A 21,354-nucleotide genomic window follows, 5' to 3' on the forward strand; every position below is an offset into this window, starting at 1 on the left:
TTTTTCTTTGGAAAAACAACTCGCTTCGCTCAGACATCTTTTTCCGGCAGAAAAAGACATCCCCACCCCGCACCGGCATAACAATTTTGCTGACGCCCGTCAGGACTCGTTTGCTTCTGTGTTTTCTGGTTGGTCGTCCCATCTGGGGCGATTGGCCCTTATTTTTCTGACTTCCTGCATCCAGCCTACCCCGTCGATCAGTTCGCCGGTTTCGTGGTCGATGGGCGGATACGGCAGGTTGCGGTCGTCGCAGTAGCGCTTAACCGTCGGCTGACACCAGCAAAACAGCAGACGGTTGTATTCGTCATCCGGCATCCGCCGCTGATCAAACATACCCGCCAGCTTCCGCTGACGCTGGGCTTCAGAAAGGATAATCGAACAGGCTGAAGACACATTCAGCGATTCCACCATGCCCATCATCGGAATCACAATATGCTCATCCGCCTGCTCGGAGGTGACCGGGTTCACGCCATCCACCTCGTTACCCATGATAATCGTGCAGGGCACCGTAAAATCCACTTCCCGAAAATCCACCGCCCGGTCCGACAACTGCGCGGCATAGAGCTTGTGGCCCTGCGCTTTCAGCTCGGTGACGGCATTATCCATGGTGGGATGGGTGTGGGTTGTTACCCAGTGAAAGCTACCCCCGGCGGTCTTACGAAACGCCCGAAAACCCTCCTTCGGCCACACCACGTGCATGTTCGCCACACCGAAAGCGTCACAGGAGCGGATGATGGCGGAAAGGTTTCGGGGTTTATGCACCTGATCCGTCAGCACCCGCAGGTCGGGTTGGCGGGTGTTAAGGACTTGTTTGATTCGGGCGAGGCGTTCGGGAGTCATAGGTATATTGGCTAGCGATGATTTTCCGGTTCCCACAAACCAACAATCCAGCTTGTAGAATCCAGTACAGGTGTCTGGGAAGGGTTTTGGGGTGGGCTTTCCAAAAATTTCGAAGGCCATGGATGGCCTGAGAGAAGCGCACATGGATGTGCTCGTAGCGGTTTTTGGAAAGCCCACCCCAAAAGCCTTCATGCACACAAGCGGCGAATAATAGCACAAGGGCAAATGAGGAATACCGAGACAACGGTGGTTGATGTTTAAGCACCCCGTTATAATGTGCAGTCCATTTTTGCCAGCGCCCCACACCACCCCGGCGCCAACACACCAAACTACGTGAGACCCATGGCCAAGAAGCTGTTCATCAAAACCCACGGCTGCCAAATGAACGAGTACGACTCTGCCCGCATGGCAGACCTGCTCAAAACCGGCGAAGCGGTTGAAGTGACCGACAACCCGGATGACGCCGACATCCTCCTGCTGAACACCTGCTCCATCCGCGAAAAAGCCCAGGAGAAAGTGTTCCACCAGCTCGGCCGCTGGAAAAACCTGAAATCCAAAAAGCCCGACCTCATCATCGGCGTCGGCGGCTGCGTTGCCAGCCAGGAAGGCCAGGCCATCATCGACCGGGCTCCTTACGTAGACATGGTGTTCGGTCCGCAAACACTGCACCGCCTGCCAGACATGATTACCGAAGTGCGCACCAAGGGTAACGGCGTAGGCGTGGTAGACGTCAGCTTCCCGGAAATCGAAAAATTCGACAACCTGCCCGAGCCCGGCGCCGACGGCCCCTCTGCGTTTGTCTCCATCATGGAAGGCTGCAGCAAGTACTGCACCTTCTGCGTGGTGCCCTACACCCGCGGCGAAGAAGTCAGCCGCCCGGTGGACGACGTCATTGCCGAGGTGGCCCACCTGGCCGCCCAGGGCGTTCGGGAAGTGAACCTGCTGGGCCAGAACGTCAACGCCTACCGTGGCGACACCCACGACGGCGACCAGATGGACCTGGCGGAACTGATCGAAGTCATCGCCACCATCGACGGCATCGACCGCATCCGTTACACCACCTCTCACCCGGTGGAATTCAGTGATGCATTGATAGACGTCTACGAGCGGGTTCCTGAACTGGTCAGCCACCTGCATCTGCCGGTGCAAAGCGGCTCCGACCGCATCCTGGCGGCCATGAAGCGTGGCCATACTGCGCTGGAGTACAAATCCAAGCTCCGCCGCCTGCGCAAGATCCGCCCGGACATCAGCTTCTCCTCCGATTTCATCATCGGCTTCCCGGGTGAAACCGATAAAGATTTCGAAGACACCATGAAGCTGATCAACGACATCGGCTTTGATATGTCCTTCAGCTTCGTCTACAGCGCCCGCCCGGGCACACCGGCCTCAGACCTGCCGGACGATACGCCGATGGAGGTCAAGAAACAGCGCCTGAGTATTCTGCAGGACCGCCTGAATCAGAATGTGATGGATATCAGCCGGAAAATGGTGGGCTCTACCCAGCGGATTCTAGTGACTGGCCTGTCCAAGAAGGACCCGGGCGAGTATGCAGGTCGTACTGAGAACAACCGCATCGTAAACTTCCGCCACGAAAACCCTGAAGTGGTTGGCCATTTTATCGATGTGGAGATTGTTGAGGCCTATGCCAACTCTCTTCGCGGCGTGCCTGTTGGTTCTGAGTTTTACTGAGCTTTGGCTCCCATGGTTTCTGGTTTTGGGGGCTTGGTGACAGGGTGAGGGTGCCTCCCAAAAAACGCCCGCAAGTACGTCCCTGTAGGGCTTCGTCGCGCCTTCCCTGGCGCTCCAGATTTTTGGGAGGCACCCTCACCCTGTCACCGGCAGACTTCACAATGGCATGCCGTACAAATTGCTAACCAAACCCCGCCACAGACCAGTGATTACGGAATTGGCTCATCCAAACCACTTGTTTTTCGCCCTTTCGGCCTGCACATTGTTTAAACAGGTACGGGGCGGGCAGGGCCGTCAAAAAATCTGGAGCGCCAGGGAAGGCGCGACGAAGCCCTACAGGGATGTATTCACGGGCGTTTTTTTGACGGCCCTGCCCGCCCTGTACCGATAACTTCGCAGCCTGAAAAGCCTACTCCCCCACAGCAGAACCCCGGGGAGTAAAACGAAACGGAGCAAGATTGAACACTCACGATACCAGACAATTTGACCTGCACCCAGTCAACCAGCGCCGCCTGGCCACCCTCTGCGGCCAGTTCGACGAACACCTGAAGATGATCGAAAAACGTCTGCAGGTGAAAGTCGGCCGCCGGGGCCACCACTTCCGGGTGGAAGGCCACACCGAAAATGTAGCCGCAGCCACCGAAGTCATTCGGCACCTGTACCGGGAAACCGAAGCCAGCGAAGATATTCCGCCGGACACCGTACATCTGTTTATCCGTGAGACCGGCCTTGAACGCCTGCCGGATGATGTGCCCTACGACGAAGGCCAGGTCACGGTTATCAAAACCCCGAAGCTGACCGCCAAACCCCGTGGTCAGAACCAACAAAAGTACGTGCACAACATCCGCACTTACGACATCAACTTCGGCATCGGGCCTGCAGGCACCGGCAAAACCTGGCTGGCCGTAGCTTGCGCGGTCGAGGCGTTGAAAGACGAGCAGGTTAAACGGATTCTGCTGGTCCGGCCTGCGGTGGAAGCCGGCGAAAAGCTGGGTTTTCTGCCCGGCGACCTGGCCCAGAAGGTGGACCCCTACCTGCGGCCACTGTACGACGCCCTCTATGAAATGCTCGGCTTTGATCAGGTTACCCGCCTGATCGAGAAAAGCGTGATCGAGATTGCACCACTGGCGTTCATGCGTGGCCGCACCCTGAATAACTCGTTCATTATTCTGGATGAAAGCCAGAACACTACCCGGGAGCAAATGAAGATGTTCCTCACCCGGATTGGCTTTGGTTCAACGGCGGTGATCACCGGCGACACCACCCAGGTGGACCTGCCGCGCGGGCAGAACTCCGGGCTGATTCACGCCGCCAGCGTGCTCAGCAAGGTCCCCGGTATCGGCTTTACCCGATTTGAATCAAAAGATGTGGTTCGCCATCCTCTGGTTCAGCGCATTGTGGAAGCCTACGACTCGTTCGGTGATGGGGGCTCAACCAGCCCATGAGCAAACTGACCGTGGATTTCCAGGTAGTTTATGAGGGCACCGGTGTACCCGACGAAACACAGTTCCAGGTTTGGGCTGAAAAGGCATGGCTGGGCGAGGATCCGTCTGAAGTGACGATCCGTATTGTCGGTAACGACGAAAGTCAGAACCTGAATCACCAGTACCGGGGCAAGGACAAGCCCACCAATGTTTTGTCCTTCCCATTTGAAGCACCACCGGGTATAACGGTGCCATTGGCCGGAGATCTGGTGATTTGCGCGCCGGTTGTTGAAAAAGAGGCGCAGGAACAGCATAAAGATTCTGTTGCCCACTGGGCCCATATGGTGGTGCACGGTATGTTGCATCTCCAGGGCTACGACCATATTGAAGATAACGAAGCCGAGGCCATGGAAGCCCTCGAAGTCCGGCTGCTCTCGCAGCTTGGATTTGCTAACCCTTACGAAGCAGAGGAAACGGAACCAGACTCATGAGCGACGATCAGTCGAGTCGCAGCCAGGGCGGCAAGTCCTGGCTGGAGCGTATATCACAGGCCTTCTCCAGCGGGCCTGAGTCCGTCGAGGACGTGCTGGAGATTCTTCGGGATGCCGAATCTGAGAACATCATTGATGCAGATTCCATGAGCATTATCGAAGGCGCCATGCAAGTGATCGACATGCGGGTGGACGAGATCATGATCCCCCGCTCACAGATGATCACTGTCAAAGCCTCCCAGGAGCCGAAAGAATTCCTGCCGGAAATCATGTCGTCTGCCCATAGCCGCTTCCCGGTGATCGGCGAGAGCCAGGATGACGTTATTGGTGTGCTACTGGCCAAAGATCTGCTGCCTCTGGCGATCAACAACGAACTGAACTGGAACGGTATCCGGGAGATTCTCCGGCCACCCACGTTCGTGCCGGAGAGCAAGCGGCTGAACCAGCTGCTTAAAGAGTTTAAGGAAAACCGCAACCACATGGCCATTGTGGTCGATGAGTACGGCGGCACCGCCGGCCTGATTACCATCGAAGACGTGCTTGAGCAGATCGTCGGTGAGATCGAAGACGAACACGACTTCGACGAGGAAACCCACATCAAGGCTCGCGGCGATGGCACCTATGCCGTCAAAGCCGTCACCCCCATTGAAGACTTCAACGAATTTTTCGAGACCATGATGGACGAGGAAGAGTTCGACACCATTGGCGGCCTGGTTCTCAAAGAATTTGGTCACCTGCCCAGACGGGGAGAAACGGTTGAATTCGGCGGCTTGCAGTTTACTATTGCCAACGCCGATAACCGAGTCATCCGTTTGTTGCAGGTAACGCGAAGTGAATCATGAACCTGGCCTTGGTCGCCCTCTGAATCTGCGGTTTATTGACCACCCCTGGTTTGGCCCGGCAATCCTGCTGATTGCCGGTGCACTCCAGACCCTCACCTTTTCACCTTTTCATTTGTGGTGGCTTGGCCCCCTCTCGGTTTTTCTGATTGTCCTGGTAACACTCCACCAGGCCTCGGAAAAACTGTTTCGCGCCGGTTGGTTTATCGGCCTTGGCCTGTTCGGTTCTGGCGCAAGCTGGATTTACATCAGCATCAGCGAGCACGGGAACACCCCAGTGCCGGTGGCCGTCCTGCTGATGGTCCTTTTTATAGCAGGGCTGGCGCTGTTCCACGGCCTTGCCTTCTGGTTCTGGGGCAAACTGGCCAAAGAAAGCATGATCCGGCGCCTGCTCCTGTTCCCGGCTATCTGGATATTGGGGGACTGGCTGCGGGGCTGGCTGCTCACAGGCTTTCCCTGGCTGTACCTGGGTACTGCACACACGGATGGACCACTTGGCGGCCTTGCACCGCTCACCGGCGTACATGGCATCACGTTCTGGATCACGGTCACGGGTGCGGCCGCCTACGCCATCTGGTGGCTCTTGTTGTCGGGTCGGCGAAAATCAGCCGGGGTAGCCGCAGTCCTCACCCTGCTGCCCTGGTTCATTGCGCCTGCCATGAAACAGGCCGACTGGACAGACCTCAGCAGTGAGCCGGTCACTTTTGCTGCCATGCAGGGTAACATTCCCCAACAGATCAAGTGGGACCCGGACTTCCTCCGGGACCAGATTGTCGCCTACCTGGGTATGACCGAAGCCCACTGGCAACGTGACCTCATTCTATGGCCGGAAACCGCAATACCGATTCCCCAGGACCAAGCAGGCAAGGTGCTTGACCATATCCATGAGGAACTCGGTGACAAAAGCACTCTCATCACGGGTATTCCCTGGTACGGATACAGCGATCGTATCGACGACTTCACCTTCCACAACAGCATCATGACCATTGGCAACGGTGAAGGCATCTACCACAAGCAGAAGTTAGTGCCGTTTGGCGAATATGTACCGTTGCAGGGCATTCTGCGGGGACTGATCGGCTTTTTCGACCTGCCCATGAGCAGCTTCACCCCCGGGCCAAAGTACCAGTCTCCGCTGGTGGCCAACGGCATCAACATCATGCCGTACATCTGCTACGAAGTAGCCTACCCGGACTTTGTCGCCTTCAATGCCCGTAACTCCGGCTTGCTGTTAACCATCAGCAATGATGGCTGGTTCGGTGATTCCATTGGCCCGTTGCAGCACCTTCAACTGGCCCGCATGCGCGCCCTGGAAACCGGCCGCTATATGCTCAGGGGCACCAATAACGGCGTTACCGCGATCATCAACGAAAAGGGCGAGATCACCGAACGGATTCCGCAGTTCCAACGGGCAGTACTGACCGGTGAGGTCTTCCCCGCCACCGGCAGCACGCCCTACATGCAGACCGGTTCATGGCCGGTGCTGACCCTGGCGGTGATCCTGATCGTGTTTGTGCGGGAGCGGGTGATCCCGAAAAACCCTACTCCTTAGGCGGCCAGCGGCTGGTTACCCGCTCGAAGTAATGGGACCCGCAGGCCTCGCACGGGTGCAAGTGGCTGGTTTTGGTCAGGCACACCATATGGTTGCAATTCATGCACCGGAACATACCGGCGGTGGCCACCTCGCCCGATATGTAGTGGCTGACGTCCTGGTTCTCCAGTTTCTGTTTGAGTTCCAGGGTGTCCACCAGGGTTTTGTCGGCTACCGAAAGCAGTCGATCCGCCAGGGTGTGCTCCAGTAACGAGATATCCAGCTGCAACCATTCTCTCAGGCCCTCACCGGTTTCCTCGACAAAGTTCAGCAGGTGCTCCAGGTCCCGCTCAAGGTAGGCGCCGAGCAGGTCGGCTTCCTCACGGGTCATTTCTTCCAGTTCGTATTCAAACTCAACCGCTTTCTGAACTTCTTCCTCCAGAGTCTGAAGTGAGGTTTCCTGGAGCTCATGCAAACGGGTTTGTACCCGCTCCAGCATTCTGTCGTAAGCCTCGAGGGCCTTGCCTGAAAGGTGATTGCGTTCTGGTTCCGTCATAGTCTTCCCGCCTGTTTTCTAGTTTTGGTGCAAGGGTCAGGATGTGGTACCTCTTTCCGGGACACGCTGTAAATACGTCCCTGTACGCTTGACTGCAGCATCCATGCTGCAGTCAGTCCCGGAAAGAGGTACCACATCCTGCCCCCCGGACATTCTCCCTGCCTTTAGCTAATCGCAGTGGAGCAAGCGCTTCTCTCCAAGAGTACCCTTCGCAAGTTTGGGGTGCTGCCGGGGATGGCTTCCCGGGACTATGCGCAGCATGGATGCTGCGCTCAAGCCCCCAGGGATGGGTTCACGGCGTGTCCCGGGAAGCCATCCCCGGCAGCAACCTGCACCAAACCCACGAATAACCTCCATACGGGAAGTCTGGCACAAGTCTGCGAAATTGGCAGACTACCTGTTAAGCCTTGGGTGCGTTAGAATGTTCGGCCCTTTCGAACCTCATTTTCACACAGGGTAATTTTGGTAATGGCAGGAATGGACGAACAATACAACCCACGTGATGTAGAGCAGACCGCCCGCGACTTCTGGGAAACCAACGAAACCTTCAAAGTGAAGGAAGAACCCGGCAAGCCCAAGTACTACTGCCTGTCCATGTTCCCCTATCCCAGCGGCAAGCTGCACATGGGCCACGTTCGCAACTACACCATCGGCGACGTGATTTCCCGCTACCAGCGCATGCAAGGCAAGAATGTCATGCAACCCATGGGCTGGGACGCCTTCGGTCTGCCCGCCGAGAACGCCGCCATTGCCAACAAATCCGCCCCCGCCAAGTGGACCCGGGCGAACATCGAATACATGAAGAAACAGCTCAAGCAGTTGGGCTTCGGTTACGACTGGGGCCGTGAGTTGGCCACCTGTGATCCCGAATACTACCGCTGGGAACAATGGTTCTTTGCCCGTCTTTACGAAAAGGGCCTGGTATACAAGAAAATGTCCACCGTAAACTGGGACCCGGTCGACCAGACGGTTCTGGCTAACGAGCAGGTGGTGGATGGCCGGGGCTGGCGCTCTGGTGCGCTGGTTGAGCAGAAGAAGATTCCCCAGTGGTTTATCCGCATCACCGATTACGCCGAAGAACTGCTGAACGACCTGGACCAGCTCGAAGACTGGCCCGAGCAGGTCAAGACCATGCAGCGGAACTGGATCGGCAAGTCTGTAGGTACTGAGCTGACGTTCCCGCTGAAAGACCGGGAAGACGGCCTGACCGTTTACACCACCCGTCCGGACACCCTGATGGGAGTCAGTTACATGGCGGTTGCTGCGGAACACCCGCTCGCCAAGGCCGCGGCTGAACGGCACCGGGATGTCGCTGAGTTTGTCGAGCAGTGCCGCAACAGCAAGGTGGCGGAAGCCGAAGTGGCCACCATGGAAAAGAAGGGCATCGACACCGGGTTCAAAGCCATTCATCCGCTGACCCAGGAAGAAGTGCCGGTATGGGTCGCCAACTTTGTATTGATGGACTACGGCACGGGCGCACTGATGGCCGTTCCCGGCCACGATGACCGCGACCACGAGTTTGCCCTGAAGTACAAGCTGGCCATCAAGCAGGTCATTGCGCCCAATGACAGCCGTGATATCGACGTTCAGGAAAAAGCCTTTACCGAGAAAGGTGTACTTGTATCATCCGGCAAATACAGTGGACTGACCAGCGAGGAAGCCTTCGACGAGATCGCGCAATACCTTGAAGACAACGGTATCGGCACGCGCACCGTCAACTACCGCCTGCGTGACTGGGGTGTTTCTCGTCAACGGTACTGGGGCGCTCCCATTCCCATGATGACTCTGGAAGACGGCACTGAAATGCCGGTGCCGGATGACCAGCTACCGGTTCGCCTGCCGGAAGATGTCGAGATGGACGGCGTTCAGTCACCGATCAAGGCCGATCCGGAGTGGTGCAAAACCGAATTTAACGGTCAGGCGGCTACTCTTGAGACCGATACCTTCGACACCTTCATGGAGTCATCCTGGTATTACGCGCGCTTCTGCAGCCCTAATTACGACAAGGGCATGCTGGACCCGGCAGCGGCCAATTACTGGCTGCCGGTGGATCAGTACATCGGCGGTATCGAGCACGCGATCCTGCATCTATTGTACGCCCGTTTCTTCCACAAACTGCTGCGGGACGTTGGCCTGGTCAACAGTTCGGAGCCGTTCAATCGCCTGCTCTGTCAGGGCATGGTGCTGGCTGAGACCTACTATCGGGAAGATGAGTCCGGCAAGATCACCTGGATTGCCCCGGCCGATGTCACGGTCGAACGGGACAACAAAGGGCAAGTGGTGAAAGCGGTCCACAATGAAGACGGCCAGCCGGTTCAGATCGGCGGTGTCACCAAGATGTCCAAGTCCAAGAACAACGGCATAGACCCTCAGGCGATCATTGACCAGCATGGCGCCGACACCGTTCGTCTGTTCATGATGTTTGCTGCGCCGCCAGAACAGTCCCTCGAATGGTCTGACAGCGGCGTGGAAGGCGCACACCGCTTCCTCAAGCGGCTGTGGCGCCTGGTCAATGAGCAGACCGCCGGTGGCCAGGTGCCTACCCTTGAGGCTGGCAGCCTGAACAGCGCCCAGAAGGATCTGCGCCGCAAGACCCACGAAACCATTGCCAAGGTCAGTGACGACATCAGTCGTCGCCTCACCTTCAATACGGCTATCGCCGCTGTGATGGAACTGCTGAACGAAGTCAGCCGACTGACAGACAACGAGCCCCAGAGCCTCGCAGTTCGCCAGGAAGCACTGGAGGTGGCGGTTCTGGTGCTGTCGCCCATCGTGCCGCACATCAGCCATACTCTCTGGCAAGCTCTTGGCCACGCAGAACCCGTGGTTGATGCCAGCTGGCCGGTTGCCGACGAAAGTGCCATGGTCCGCAGTGAGATTGAGGTTGTGCTGCAGGTCAACGGTAAAGTACGGGCAAAAGAAAGCGTGCCCGCGGACATCGGCAAGGCGGACCTGGAAAAACTGGCTCTGGAGAACGAAAACGTTATGCGCTTCACTGATGGCAAAACCGTGCGCAAAGTCATCGTTGTACCCGGAAAGCTGGTTAACGTGGTGGCTAACTGATATGGCTTCGGTGCCTTTTTTTCTGAAAGCCCTCCGGCTACTGTTACTGGCAATACTGGCTACCGCCACGCTTGCCGGGTGCGGCTTTCAGTTACGGGGCACCTCACCGGTGCCGGCTTCTCTGCAACCCCTGGCAGTAGACTGCCCCGAGTCCTTGCCCGGGCGTTTCTGCCAGTCGGTGCGGGATCAACTCAGGCTGGGGGGCATTGATCTGCAGGATGCTTCATCTGCGGACTACGTGCTTCGGCTGAGAAGCTACCAGCAGGACCGCCGGGCATCCGCCATTACCGCTCAGGCCGCCGCGGCAGAGTACATACTGCGACATCAAGTCACTATGGAGTTGCTGACCGCAGACCGGATCCCGCTGATTGCCGCAACCGATCTGACCACCAACGAGACCTATCGTTACGATGAAACCAATGTGCTGGCCAAGCAGCGGGAAGAAGAGGAACTGAGGCAACAGCTGGGAGACCGGCTGGCGCAACAGGTACTCTTCAGGCTGGCGCCGATGACCCGGGAGCGGATTGACGCGGCCATCGCAGAGTACGAAACAAGCCAGAAACAAGCCGATGCGCCATGAAGACCCAACCCGGCCAGCTCCCCCAGTTGCTCAAGAAAGGTCTGGCTCCGGTCTACCTGATTTCCGGTGACGAGCCCCTGCTGGTGCAGGAATGCTGTGACCTGATCCGAAAGACGGCCCGGGACTCGGGGTATCAGGACCGCCTGACCTACCACGCCGACCATCAACTGGACTGGAATGCCGTTGCCGATGAATGCAACGCCATGTCCCTGTTTGCCGAGAAGCGGCGTATCGAGATTCACCTGCCAACGGGCAAGCTCGGGGATGGCCGAAAGGTTCTTGAACAGGTTCTTGAGGCACCACCCGAAGACGTTATCCTGCTACTCATCAGCGCCAAACTCGACGCCGCAGAAACCAAACGCAAGTGGTACAAGGCTCTACAAGGCTGCGGTGTCCATGTACCGGTCTGGCCGGTTGAGCCCGATAAATTTGCAGGCTGGCTGCAACAGCGGGCCAGCGGGCAAGGCCTGAGTCTTACCCGCGGGGCCCTGGGCATGCTCACGGAGCGGCTTGAGGGGAATCTTCTGGCTGCCAGCCAGGAACTGGACAGATTGGCGTTACTGACGGCTGGCAAAACCATCGACGAAGAGACCATCGAGCAAGCGGTCCAGGACAGCGCCCGCTTCAATGGCTTTGAGTTGGTCACCGAGTTACTCGCCGGTAAAGCTGCCCATGCGGGAAAGATCATCGGAATCCTTCAGCAGGAAGGTGAAAACCCGCTGGGTTTGTTGAGTGTGCTGGTGCGAGACCTGCACATCATCATCGAACTGAAAACCGCTTTGCCCCCGGGGGACAGTCCAGCAGGTTTCCTGAAAAAACGCGGAGTGTTCCAGCCCCGGCGAGCGTCCGCTATCCAGCAGGCAGCCCGTCGGCTGAATATGCATCAACTGCACCGCGCCATCAGTCTGTGCAACGCCACAGACCGATCCGCCAAGGGGTTTGATAGCCTTACCCCCTGGCATCACCTCAGGGATTTGTCGGCGGTTCTTGCCGGTGCTCGCCCTAACTGATCCAGGTCAATCCAGTACGAACCTTCGCAAAACCCTGACTTTCACCCTCTTGACAGTTTTTTACATTCCGGCGCATTGTAGACTTCCCAACTCATCAGGGAAGGAGAATCGCTATGAGCCTGCAAGACGAATTCAACAAACTGTCGGAAAAAATCAAGCAGTACCGTGACGAAGCCCGTGTGCAACTGCATCTGGCCAAGGAAGATGTAAAAGATGAATGGGACGACCTGGAACAGGAATGGGATCGCTTCCGCCAGAAGCTGGATCAGGTTGTCCATGATGCGGAGAATGCCAGCCATGAGGCGAGAGACACGGCTCGCCAATGGGGAGAAGACCTCAGGACCCGCTATCAGGACATCCGCAACAAAATGAAATAGATTGTTAACGCGTTAACAATTTACAACATGAACGAGCCGCACAGGGGCTTCTCTATTTGAGCCTCTGTGCCATACTTCACAGAAAAGAGTGAACACTCCGTCATACTTTTGTCAGATTGTTCATTTTGCCATCAATCGCTCGTCGCGATGGCGACGGTATGTGCCGTGCAATGTGAGGTACAGCGGCCCTATGAAAAAAATAACGTTAGTTCCCATCACACTTACACTCGCCCTCTCAACCACCTTGGTTATTGGCCAGAATACCCGTTTCAGTGATCCAGAGACGGTCGTGAAAGATCAGTTCTGGGGCAATCTCTATGCAAACGGCGGAACGTCGTTTTTCTGTGATGCGCCGTTCACCAGCAAGGGGTTTGTGATGACGGATGGCTATGTCTATCCGCCGGCCGATATCCGTAGCGCGCTGACTTGCGGCACTACGAGTCAATGCAAGCAGGATAATCAGTACCGTCAGATTACGTCGGATCTTCACAATATGGTGCCGGTGCGTTCGCGGGTTGAGATGCGCAGGCGGAACGCCCGCTATGAGAATCTGGGCGATGCGACGCGGGCGGATGACTGTGGTATTCGGGAGAGTGCACAATTTTTTGAGCCGCCGGAGCATGTGAAGGGGGATGTTGCCCGCACGATGGCTTATATGGTGGATACCTATGGGTTGCCGTGGCTTGGGGCGACTTCGGTGTTCCAGGGCTGGAGTGAACTGGATCCACCGGATGATCGGGAGTTGGCGCGGCACCAGCGTATTGCCGAGATTCAGGGTAACGAGAACCCGTTTGTGGTTAATCCTGGGCTGATTAATCGCCTTTGAGGTTTTGATCTCGCTTTGGTGCAAGCGCCGGTCAGGGTATAGCTATCCAAAACACGCTGTGAATACTTCCCTGTACGCTCTGCTCCGCCATCCCTGGCTCCGCAAGGTTTTGAATAGCTATACCCTGACCGGCGCCCATAATTTTTTATTAGCTCTCTCCGATGTCTCAGTAAGAGCTAATTAAACACGCCGATAGACTTCAGTTCGCTAGCAACAAAAAAGCAGGCCCCTTGGGCCTGCTTTTTTGCTATCTGGAGTAACAAATCTGAATCAGATTTCGTTAGCCGCCAGAGCCATCATCGCATCGCTGCCACTGCGGATACCTTCGGCCAGAGACACGGTCTTTGGCAGCAGGCGGTCGAAGTAGAAGCGTGCTGTTTTCAGCTTGCCGGTGTAGAAGCCGGAGGTATCGCCCTCGGCTTTCGGAGCGGCGGCTTTGACGGTTTTGGCCCACATGTACGCCAGGGCGGTGTAGCCAAACATGTCGAGGTAGTCGACAGCAGCGGCGCCGATGGCGTTGGGGTTGTCGCCGGCTTGCTTGATGACGTGCTCGGTGACGTCAGACAAGCGCTCCAGGGAGGCGGCCAGCGGCTCGAGGTAGGGCTTCAGCGCGGCATCGCCGGTGTTCTGTTCGATGAACGAAGCGACGTCCTGCACGAACAGTTCGTACAACTTGCCCTGGCTGGCAACGACCTTGCGGCCCATCAGGTCCATGGCCTGGATGCCGTTGGTGCCTTCGTAGATCTGGGTGATACGGCAGTCACGTACCAGCTGCTCCTGGCCCCACTCGCGGATGAAGCCGTGGCCGCCAAAGACTTGTTGGCCAATGATGGTGGTGTCCAGGCCACGGTCGGTCAGGAAGGCTTTGGCGACGGGGGTCAGCAGGGCAACCATGCCTTCGGCGTGTTTGCGCTGTTCGTCGTTGTCAGAGTATTTGGAGATATCCAGCCACTGGGCAACGTAGGTGGAGAATGCACGGCCACCCTCTACGTAGCTCTTCATGGTCAGCAGCATGCGACGGACGTCTGGATGTACCAGGATCGGGTCGGCGGCTTTTTCGGGCTGCTGGGCACCGGTGGGGGCGCGGCTCTGGATACGCTCGTTGGCGTATTCGCGGGCGCTCTGGAGGGAGGCTTCGGCGGCGCCGATGCCCTGGATACCCACACCCAGGCGCTCGTAGTTCATCATGGTGAACATGGCGGCCAGGCCTTTGTTCTCTTCACCAACCAACCAGCCTTTGGCGCCGTCGAAGTTCATCACACAGGTAGCGGAGGCCTTGATACCCATCTTTTTCTCGATGGAACCACAGCTGAACTGGTTGCGCTCGCCCAGGGAACCATCGTCGTTCACCATGAACTTGGGCACCAGGAACAGGGAAATACCCTTCGGTCCTTTGGGAGCGTCCGGGAGCTTGGCCAGCACCAGATGGATGATGTTCTCAGCCATGTCGTGCTCGCCCCAGGTAATGAAGATCTTGGTGCCAGTTACGTTGAAGGAGCCGTCGTCGTTCGGCTCGGCCTTGGTACGGATAATGCCCAGGTCGGTGCCAGCGTGGGGCTCGGTCAGGTCCATGGCGCCAGACCAAACGCCGGAGTACATGTTCGGCAGGTATTTCTCTTTCAGCTCCTGGCTGCCGTGAGCGTCCAGGGCCAGGCAGGCACCGGCGGTCAGCATCGGAGCCAGGCCGAAGGCCATGTTGGCGCCCTGCATCATTTCTTCAAACTGGGCCACCAGCGTTTTCGGCATGCCCATACCGCCAAAATCGGGGTTGCCGCCGAGGCCGTTCCAGCCACCTTCCACGATGGTCTGGTAGGCTTCTTTGAAACCTTCCGGAGTGGAAACTTCGCCTTCGTTCCACTTACAGCCCTGCTCGTCCGCTTCGCGGTTCAGGGGTGCCAACACGCCACTGGTGATCTTGCCCGCTTCCTCAAGGATCGCATCTGCGGTGTCGGGATCTACGTTTTCTGCAATCTTAGGCAGTGATGCCCAAAGCGCCGGGGCATCAAATACTTCGTTCAGAACGAAACGCATGTCACGAAGGGGTGCCTGATAATCAGCCATGTAAAACTCTCCAGAAATTCAGTCAGTCACTTGGGGGATGTGGAAAACGCCTTCTCGATGAAGGTCTGATAATCCCCCGCTCGGCTATGTGTCCGAAACAAGGTTGTTGTTCTATAGCGCGCTATTCTACCTCAAAACACGCCCGGGACTCATGAAAAAAGCCCGCCTCCGGACGGAGAACGGGCTTTTTCTGTGCCATCAACCAGATAGCAACCCCGCCTTAAATAGCGAAGGCTTCTTCCGGCATATCCAGCAGGCTGTCAGAGCCGGCCAGCATGGTTTCTGCGTGGGTCTTGGTGCGAGGCAGCAGACGCTTGAAGTAGAAGCGTGCAGACTGAACCTTGGCGTTGTAGAACATCTCTTCGGAGGTGCCGTTAGCCATCTTGTCCAGTGCCACTTTGGCCATTCGGGCCCACAGGTAGGCGAATACCGCGTAACCGGAGTACATCAGGTAGTCCACCGCAGCGGCACCGACTTCTTCACGGTTCTTCATGGCGGTCATACCAACCTTCATGGTCAGGTCGCCCCACTCCTTGTTGATCGCAGCCAGCGGCTCGATGAACTCTTTCAACTGCTCGTTGTCGGCGTTCTCTTTGCAGAATACGTGAACCTGCTTGGTGAACACTTTCAGCGCTTCGCCCTGGGTCATCAGGACCTTACGGCCTAGCAGATCCAGTGCCTGGATACCGGTAGTACCCTCGTAGATCATGCCGATGCGGGAGTCACGTACGTTCTGTTCCATGCCCCACTCAGTGATGAAACCGTGGCCGCCGAATACCTGCATACCCAGGTTGGCAGACTCGTAACCGATTTCGGTCAGGAACGCCTTGGCGATCGGGGTCAGGAAGCCCAGCAGCGCGTCAGCGTGCTTACGCTCTTCTTCAGTCTTGCCACTGTGAACTACGTCCACTTGCTGGCCAGCCAGGTAAATCAGGGCGCGGGCGCCTTCAGCGACAACCTTCTGGGTCAGCAGCATGCGGCGTACGTCCGGGTGCACGATGATCGGATCAGCGATGCCGTCCGGGTTCTTCGGACCGCTCAGGGAGCGCATAGCCAGGCGATCCTTGGCGTAGGCCAGGGAACCCTGGAAGCCAAGCTCAGCGGCACCCAGACCCTGGATGGCGGTACCGATACGGGCAGTGTTCATAAAGGTGAACATGCAGTTCAGGCCCTTGTTCTCAGGCCCGATCAGCCAGCCCTTGGCGCCGTCGAAGTTCATGACGCAGGTAGCGTTGCCGTGGATACCCATCTTGTGCTCCAGGGAACCACAGGATACCGCGTTGCGCTCGCCGGCAGAGCCGTCTTCGTTCGGCAGCTGCTTAGGCACGATGAACAGGGAGATGCCCTTGGTGCCTTCCGGTGCGCCCGGCAGACGTGCCAGTACGATGTGGACGATGTTCTCGGCCATGTCGTGCTCGCCGGCAGAGATAAAGATCTTGGTGCCAGTGATGCTGTAGGTACCGTCAGCGTTCGGCTCGGCCTTGGTGCGCAGGGTGCCCAGGTCAGAACCACAGTGCGGCTCGGTCAGACACATGGTGCCGGTCCACTCGCCGCTGATCAGCTTGGTCAGGTAGGTCTGCTTCTGCTCTTCGGTACCGTGCTCTTCGATGGTGTTGGTGGCACCGTGGCTCAGGCCAGGGTACATGCCCCAGGACCAGTTGGAAGTCCCTACCATCTCACTGACCACCAGGCCGATGGAGTGTGGCAGGCCCTGGCCACCGTAGTTGGGGTCGGCAGTCATGGACGGCCAGCCACCTTCAACGTACTGCTGGTAAGCCTCTTTGAAGCCGGTCGGGGTTTTTACACCGTCTTCGCTCCAGGTACAGCCTTCCTGGTCACCCACCTGGTTCAGCGGAGACAATACCTGCTCACAGAACTTTGCACCTTCCTGGATGATGGCATCGACCATATCCGGAGTTGCATCTTCGGCACCTTCCAGATTGGCGTAGTGCTGCTCGCTGTTCAGCAGCTCGTTCATTACGAATTTGATATCACGCAGGGGCGCTTTGTACTCAGGCATGGAATCCACCTCGGTTTTCGGACTCGGCTGAAACAGATAACAGCCTTTGGCCTTGGGTTTGCTCAGACACTGTGACACATCGCATCACAGCCTTAATTAAACACTTGTTTGAAACATACGTTTTGCGACACAGAATTGTCAATAGCCTCGGCTAAAAATTGTGTTGCATTGTGTGTTCACCAATGCGGAAAACACCGCCACAACAACGATAGGAAACCGCCGGAGCTGACGGATTGAGAGAAGGAACAGTCAGGTAATTCAGGCAAATAAAGACGTTGGCTCGCCGAACACGCCTTCGGCACCCTGCATGGCAGAGACGCTGCGGTAGGTTTCGTCTGCCTGGCGGGCAAAGCCGGACTGGCCCTGGGCTGTCTCGTCCGGTGCCGTTTCGGAACCAGGCGCTGGCTCAGGCTCGCCTTCACCGACCGCCAGTTCAGACTGCGCCTGCAACATGGTCTGCATGGCCTGGGCTGCTACCGCACGATCCTGCGCTGAGGGTTGTGCCGGCGCCATGGCGGCCGCCCGCACTACACGCATTTTCTCGATAGTTGCCTGCGGATCGCCGGCGACCGGGGAGACATCGATGGGGACTTCACCGCCCACGGCGTACTGGGCACCGTCAGGGCCCCGCTGATAGGTAAACGACATGGCTCCGGCGTACTGACCGCCGACTGCCTGGTGCGCCGCCTCATGAGCCCGAACCTCTCGGTCCCTGGCTTTCAGCTCGCTCAGCTGTTTGAGCTCGGCTTCGGTCAGCCCCTGCAGGTCAGCCTTCGCATCCGCTTCACCATCGACAAATCGGGAGGTTGATCTGGCGTCGGAGGACTGCTCAACACCCCGGGTACGATCATCAGCATCGGTAGAGAAGCCTTCACCAGGCGCTGCCGAGGAAACGCCACTCGGCGGAATGCTGCCGGTCGCGGACGCAGCACCGGAAGCCACCGGATAAACAGGGGGGATCGAAGAGAGGATATTCACCGCTTAATGGCCAGTGTCAGGCGCGGATGTCCAGAAGTGTTCCCAGTGTTTCGTCAGCCGTCTTCACAACCTGCGCGGACGCCTCAACACTGCGCTCGTAGAGCGTCATTTCAATGATTGGCTCAGCCAGGTTACCCGCACCCTCAGCAGAACCCTGCGGGCCGTCAACACCGCCACGGGCGATTTTGCGAGCCGCATTTTCCATGCCCGCCATACCATCCTGAATACCTTGAATACCAAGAGAGAGGGTGTTGTTAATCATATCCAAGCCACCTGTGACGACCCATTGGCTCTATTTACTCACATAACTGGTCAAATTTCAATCAGTGGACGGATATTCAGAAATCTCGCCAGCACTTTCGGCAACTGATCGGTCGGGGTGTCGTCCAACCAGGGCAAGACACCCAGACATGGCGCCCCGAGGTGCGTGGTCAGGTAGTTGAGAGTCTCCTGTTCGCAGCTCATCACATTCCCGTCAGGATGATTGGCAACCCATCCTGCCACAAACAAACCATCGGCCCTGATGGCTTCAGCGCTGAGCATGGCATGGTTAATACAGCCAAGTTTCAGAGGCACAACCAGAACAACATCCAGCCCTAGCTCCCGAGGCACCGCGGCGTAGGTTTCCCGATCGTTTAGGGGAACCCGCCAGCCACCTGCACCCTCGATCAGCATCAAATCAGCAGGCCGGATCTGCAGGCCGCGACAAAACCCAACAAGACGCTGGGCAGTCAGGTGTTTGTCAGCCTGTTGCGCCGCAACGTGGGGGGCAATTGCCGGCTCAAGGGCAATGGGGTTAATCGCATCGTAGGCAAGCTCTTCGGTCATGGCCGCCTGCAGCATCAAGGCGTCTTCATTACGCAGCCCCTCAGGGGTCTGCTCACATCCGGACGCTATCGGCTTCATCGCCAGTGTACGTTTGCCTAACTGCCGGGCGGCTTCCAGAATGGACGCTGCCACCACAGTCTTGCCAACCTCGGTATCCGTGCCGGTAACGAAATAGGTTTTCTTTGCCATTTCCTGAGATTCCTGCTGCATCTGCTTTAAATATGTTTTTCCCAATACAACCATCCAGCATGGTAGCTGGCAATGACCTCGCCGTTTTCCGCGCTCGGATAAGCAGCACACATTGCCTTGAATCTGCCCGGGGCGGTGATGGTTCTGCGGCGCTCTTCGCCTTTGAACACGGCGCCGAGGTGTTTGAGCTCCCGGTTCAGGGCCATGGGAGAATCATAAGGCAAAGTCAGGATTGCCGTGTCCACGATGGAGCCGGGTAGCTGCTCGCCGGACAATCGCTTCCAGTCGGCAGGGTGGGTAAAGCGGTTAACATGAGGCTGGCCGGGGTCGGCGGAGGCCCAGGCTTGCTTAAGTTCTGCCAGAGTGCCATCCAACAAGGTTGAGATTGCAAGGATGCCACCGGGTTTGAGGATTCTTTGGCATTCGGCCAGGACAAGTTCCGGGCGGGTGCTCCATTGGATCATCAGGTTGCTGAAGATCAGGTCAGCGCTGTTGTCCGCCAGCGGGAGCTGTTCGGCGTCTGCGTTGAGCCAGCGAATGGTCTCGGAGCTGCGGTCTTTGGCCTCTTGCAGCATACCGGGAGCCAGGTCTGCACCGGTGATGGCGGCGTTCGGAAATCGACTCGCCAGTTTGCGGGTGAACCAGCCAGTACCGCAGCCAAGGTCCAGTATACTCACCGGCTCCAGGTTTTCCGGTAGGCGGCCGAGCATGGTGTCGCCCATGACCTTTTGCAGGCGAGATGCACTGTCGTAGGTCTGGCTGGCGCCCCCGAACCCCCGGGCAATGCAGCCTTTGCTACCGGTTCCGCCTTCGGCCCGGGTTATTGCCGCCAGATCGCTGTAGGCGCTCATACCGCAACAGGCTCCCGGGCGGCCTGCTCCGGTAACAGGGAACGGCACTGGGCCAAAGCTTGCAACAACCGATCAAGCTGCGCTTCGGAATGCGCCGCGCTCAGCGTTACCCGCAACCGGGCCTCACCTTCCGGCACCGTGGGCGGGCGGATGGCCGTGACCAGTATGCCCTGCTCCTCCAACGCCCGGCTTAACGCCAAAGCTGCATGGTTATCCCCCACCATAATGGGCTGGATGGGCGTGTGCGACGGCATCAGTTGATAGCCCAGCTGCTGCGCCCCCGAACGGAACCGAGCAATCAGGGCCTCCAGGTGCACCCGGCGCTGGTCATCCCGTTCGATCAAATCAATGCTGGCGCAACTTGCCAGCGCCACCGCCGGCGGCATGGCAGTCGTGTAAATATAGGTTCGAGCCTTCTGTACCAGATAATCCATCAGCACCTCCGGCCCGGCCACAAACGCACCACTGGTGCCCACCGCCTTGCCAAGAGTACCAATCAAAACCGGCACCTCATCCTCCGACAACTCGGCCTCCAGCACACTGCCCCGCCCCTGGGGGCCAAGCACGCCGATACCATGGGCATCATCCACCACCAGCAGGGCATCATGGGCCTTACACACCCGGGCAAGCTCTCTCAGCGGCGCGATATCACCGTCCATACTGAACACACCATCGGTCACCACCAGCTTATGCCCGGATGTCTCCGCCAGCATCCGCTCCAGGGCTGCGACATCCCCGTGCCCATAACGCCGAACCCGAGCCCGGCTGAGAATGCAGCCATCAATAATCGACGCGTGATTCAAGCGATCCGAAAAAATCGTATCCCCACGGCCAGCCAACGCCGAAATCACACCCATGTTCGCCATGTACCCGGTGGAGAAAAACAACGCCGAACTGCGCCGGGAAAACGCCGCCAGCCGCTGCTCCAGCTGATGATGGGCGTCATGGTGACCACACACCAGATGAGAAGCCGCCCCACCCAGCCCGGTCACCGGCAACGCATCACGCAGCGCCTTCATATTGCCTGCGTGATTGGCCAGCCCAAGATAATCGTTGCTACAGAACGACAACAGCTCCGCCCCGTCCGCCACCAGCTCCGGCTTCTGCGGCCCGGAAACCAGGCGACGGGACCGGTACAAACCGTCCCGTTTACGCTGTTCAATCTCCAGGGCGAAATCACGCATTGAAAAGGTACCTAAATCAG

19 protein-coding genes are annotated in these 21,354 nt (G+C 57.7%); 10 read left to right on the forward strand and 9 right to left on the reverse strand.

Going from position 1 to position 21,354, the window contains the following annotated elements:
• Positions 1-99 precede the first annotated feature (99 nt).
• Positions 100-840, reverse strand: coding sequence for a tRNA (guanosine(18)-2'-O)-methyltransferase TrmH (gene trmH / locus ACTZWX_RS10365; RefSeq protein WP_444713861.1), 741 nt, complete (start codon positions 838-840; stop codon positions 100-102).
• A 342-nt stretch (positions 841-1,182) separates the two neighbouring features.
• Between trmH and miaB the strand changes: the two genes are divergently transcribed.
• The 5 genes from miaB to lnt all read left to right on the forward strand — a co-directional run bounded on the left by miaB (position 1,183) and on the right by lnt (position 6,832).
• Positions 1,183-2,529 (forward strand): tRNA (N6-isopentenyl adenosine(37)-C2)-methylthiotransferase MiaB, encoded by a 1,347-nt coding sequence (gene miaB, locus ACTZWX_RS10370; protein WP_444713862.1) that lies wholly within the window; start codon positions 1,183-1,185, stop codon positions 2,527-2,529.
• A 458-nt stretch (positions 2,530-2,987) separates the two neighbouring features.
• Positions 2,988-3,974, forward strand: a complete 987-nt coding sequence (locus ACTZWX_RS10375) for a PhoH family protein (protein WP_444713863.1) — start codon at positions 2,988-2,990, stop codon at positions 3,972-3,974.
• Complete coding sequence (ybeY, locus tag ACTZWX_RS10380; protein WP_444713864.1) at positions 3,971-4,444, forward strand: rRNA maturation RNase YbeY; 474 nt, start codon at positions 3,971-3,973, stop codon at positions 4,442-4,444. The genes ACTZWX_RS10375 and ybeY overlap by 4 nt, the downstream gene beginning before the upstream one ends.
• Positions 4,441-5,286: an HlyC/CorC family transporter gene (locus tag ACTZWX_RS10385; RefSeq protein WP_444713865.1), complete on the forward strand. Its 846-nt coding sequence runs from the start codon at positions 4,441-4,443 to the stop codon at positions 5,284-5,286. The genes ybeY and ACTZWX_RS10385 overlap by 4 nt, the downstream gene beginning before the upstream one ends.
• A 19-nt stretch (positions 5,287-5,305) precedes the next feature.
• Positions 5,306-6,832 (forward strand): apolipoprotein N-acyltransferase, encoded by a 1,527-nt coding sequence (gene lnt, locus ACTZWX_RS10390; RefSeq protein ID WP_444714115.1) that lies wholly within the window; start codon positions 5,306-5,308, stop codon positions 6,830-6,832.
• Here lnt and ACTZWX_RS10395 read toward each other — a convergent pair.
• On the reverse strand, positions 6,822-7,367 hold the full coding sequence (locus ACTZWX_RS10395) for a zinc ribbon-containing protein (protein WP_444713866.1): 546 nt from the start codon (positions 7,365-7,367) through the stop codon (positions 6,822-6,824). The two genes, lnt and ACTZWX_RS10395, sit on opposite strands and share 11 nt — an antisense overlap.
• A gap of 477 nt (positions 7,368-7,844) precedes the next feature.
• On the opposite strand from ACTZWX_RS10395, the gene leuS reads away from it, so the two are divergent.
• From leuS to ACTZWX_RS10420, 5 genes are all read left to right on the forward strand, one after another.
• A complete protein-coding gene (leuS, locus tag ACTZWX_RS10400) occupies positions 7,845-10,430 on the forward strand; it encodes a leucine--tRNA ligase (RefSeq protein ID WP_444714116.1) in 2,586 nt (861 codons plus the stop codon).
• Between the two features lies 1 nt (position 10,431).
• Positions 10,432-11,010, forward strand: coding sequence for an LPS-assembly lipoprotein LptE (locus tag ACTZWX_RS10405; RefSeq protein ID WP_444713867.1), 579 nt, complete (start codon positions 10,432-10,434; stop codon positions 11,008-11,010).
• Positions 11,007-12,020, forward strand: coding sequence for a DNA polymerase III subunit delta (gene holA, locus ACTZWX_RS10410; protein ID WP_152438693.1), 1,014 nt, complete (start codon positions 11,007-11,009; stop codon positions 12,018-12,020). The genes ACTZWX_RS10405 and holA overlap by 4 nt, the downstream gene beginning before the upstream one ends.
• Positions 12,021-12,133: 113 nt before the next feature.
• Positions 12,134-12,397, forward strand: coding sequence for a hypothetical protein (locus ACTZWX_RS10415; protein WP_444713868.1), 264 nt, complete (start codon positions 12,134-12,136; stop codon positions 12,395-12,397).
• A gap of 190 nt (positions 12,398-12,587) precedes the next feature.
• Complete coding sequence (locus tag ACTZWX_RS10420) at positions 12,588-13,223, forward strand: endonuclease (protein ID WP_444713869.1); 636 nt, start codon at positions 12,588-12,590, stop codon at positions 13,221-13,223.
• 270 nt (positions 13,224-13,493) lie between these two features.
• Here ACTZWX_RS10420 and ACTZWX_RS10425 read toward each other — a convergent pair whose 3' ends face one another.
• The 7 genes from ACTZWX_RS10425 to bioF form a co-directional block, all read right to left on the reverse strand.
• Positions 13,494-15,284 carry an acyl-CoA dehydrogenase C-terminal domain-containing protein gene (locus tag ACTZWX_RS10425; protein WP_444713870.1) on the reverse strand — a complete coding sequence of 597 codons (1,791 nt, stop codon included), beginning with the start codon at positions 15,282-15,284 and terminating at the stop codon, positions 13,494-13,496.
• Positions 15,285-15,504: 220 nt separating this feature from the next.
• Complete coding sequence (locus ACTZWX_RS10430; RefSeq protein WP_444713871.1) at positions 15,505-17,304, reverse strand: acyl-CoA dehydrogenase C-terminal domain-containing protein; 1,800 nt, start codon at positions 17,302-17,304, stop codon at positions 15,505-15,507.
• A gap of 258 nt (positions 17,305-17,562) precedes the next feature.
• On the reverse strand, positions 17,563-18,282 hold the full coding sequence (locus ACTZWX_RS10435; protein WP_444713872.1) for a putative metalloprotease CJM1_0395 family protein: 720 nt from the start codon (positions 18,280-18,282) through the stop codon (positions 17,563-17,565).
• A gap of 16 nt (positions 18,283-18,298) precedes the next feature.
• Positions 18,299-18,544, reverse strand: a complete 246-nt coding sequence (locus tag ACTZWX_RS10440; RefSeq protein ID WP_444713873.1) for a flagellar basal body rod C-terminal domain-containing protein — start codon at positions 18,542-18,544, stop codon at positions 18,299-18,301.
• Positions 18,545-18,594: 50 nt separating this feature from the next.
• Entirely contained in the window at positions 18,595-19,299 is a 705-nt protein-coding gene (bioD, locus tag ACTZWX_RS10445; RefSeq protein WP_444713874.1) for a dethiobiotin synthase, read from the reverse strand.
• A gap of 26 nt (positions 19,300-19,325) precedes the next feature.
• Positions 19,326-20,150 (reverse strand): malonyl-ACP O-methyltransferase BioC, encoded by an 825-nt coding sequence (bioC, locus tag ACTZWX_RS10450; protein WP_444713875.1) that lies wholly within the window; start codon positions 20,148-20,150, stop codon positions 19,326-19,328.
• A complete protein-coding gene (gene bioF / locus ACTZWX_RS10455; protein WP_444713876.1) occupies positions 20,147-21,334 on the reverse strand; it encodes an 8-amino-7-oxononanoate synthase in 1,188 nt (395 codons plus the stop codon). Before bioF ends, bioC begins: the two co-directional genes overlap by 4 nt.
• Positions 21,335-21,354: the final 20 nt, after the last annotated feature.

Source organism: Marinobacter sp. NSM, assembly GCF_052380025.1.
GTDB lineage: Bacteria > Pseudomonadota > Gammaproteobacteria > Pseudomonadales > Oleiphilaceae > Marinobacter.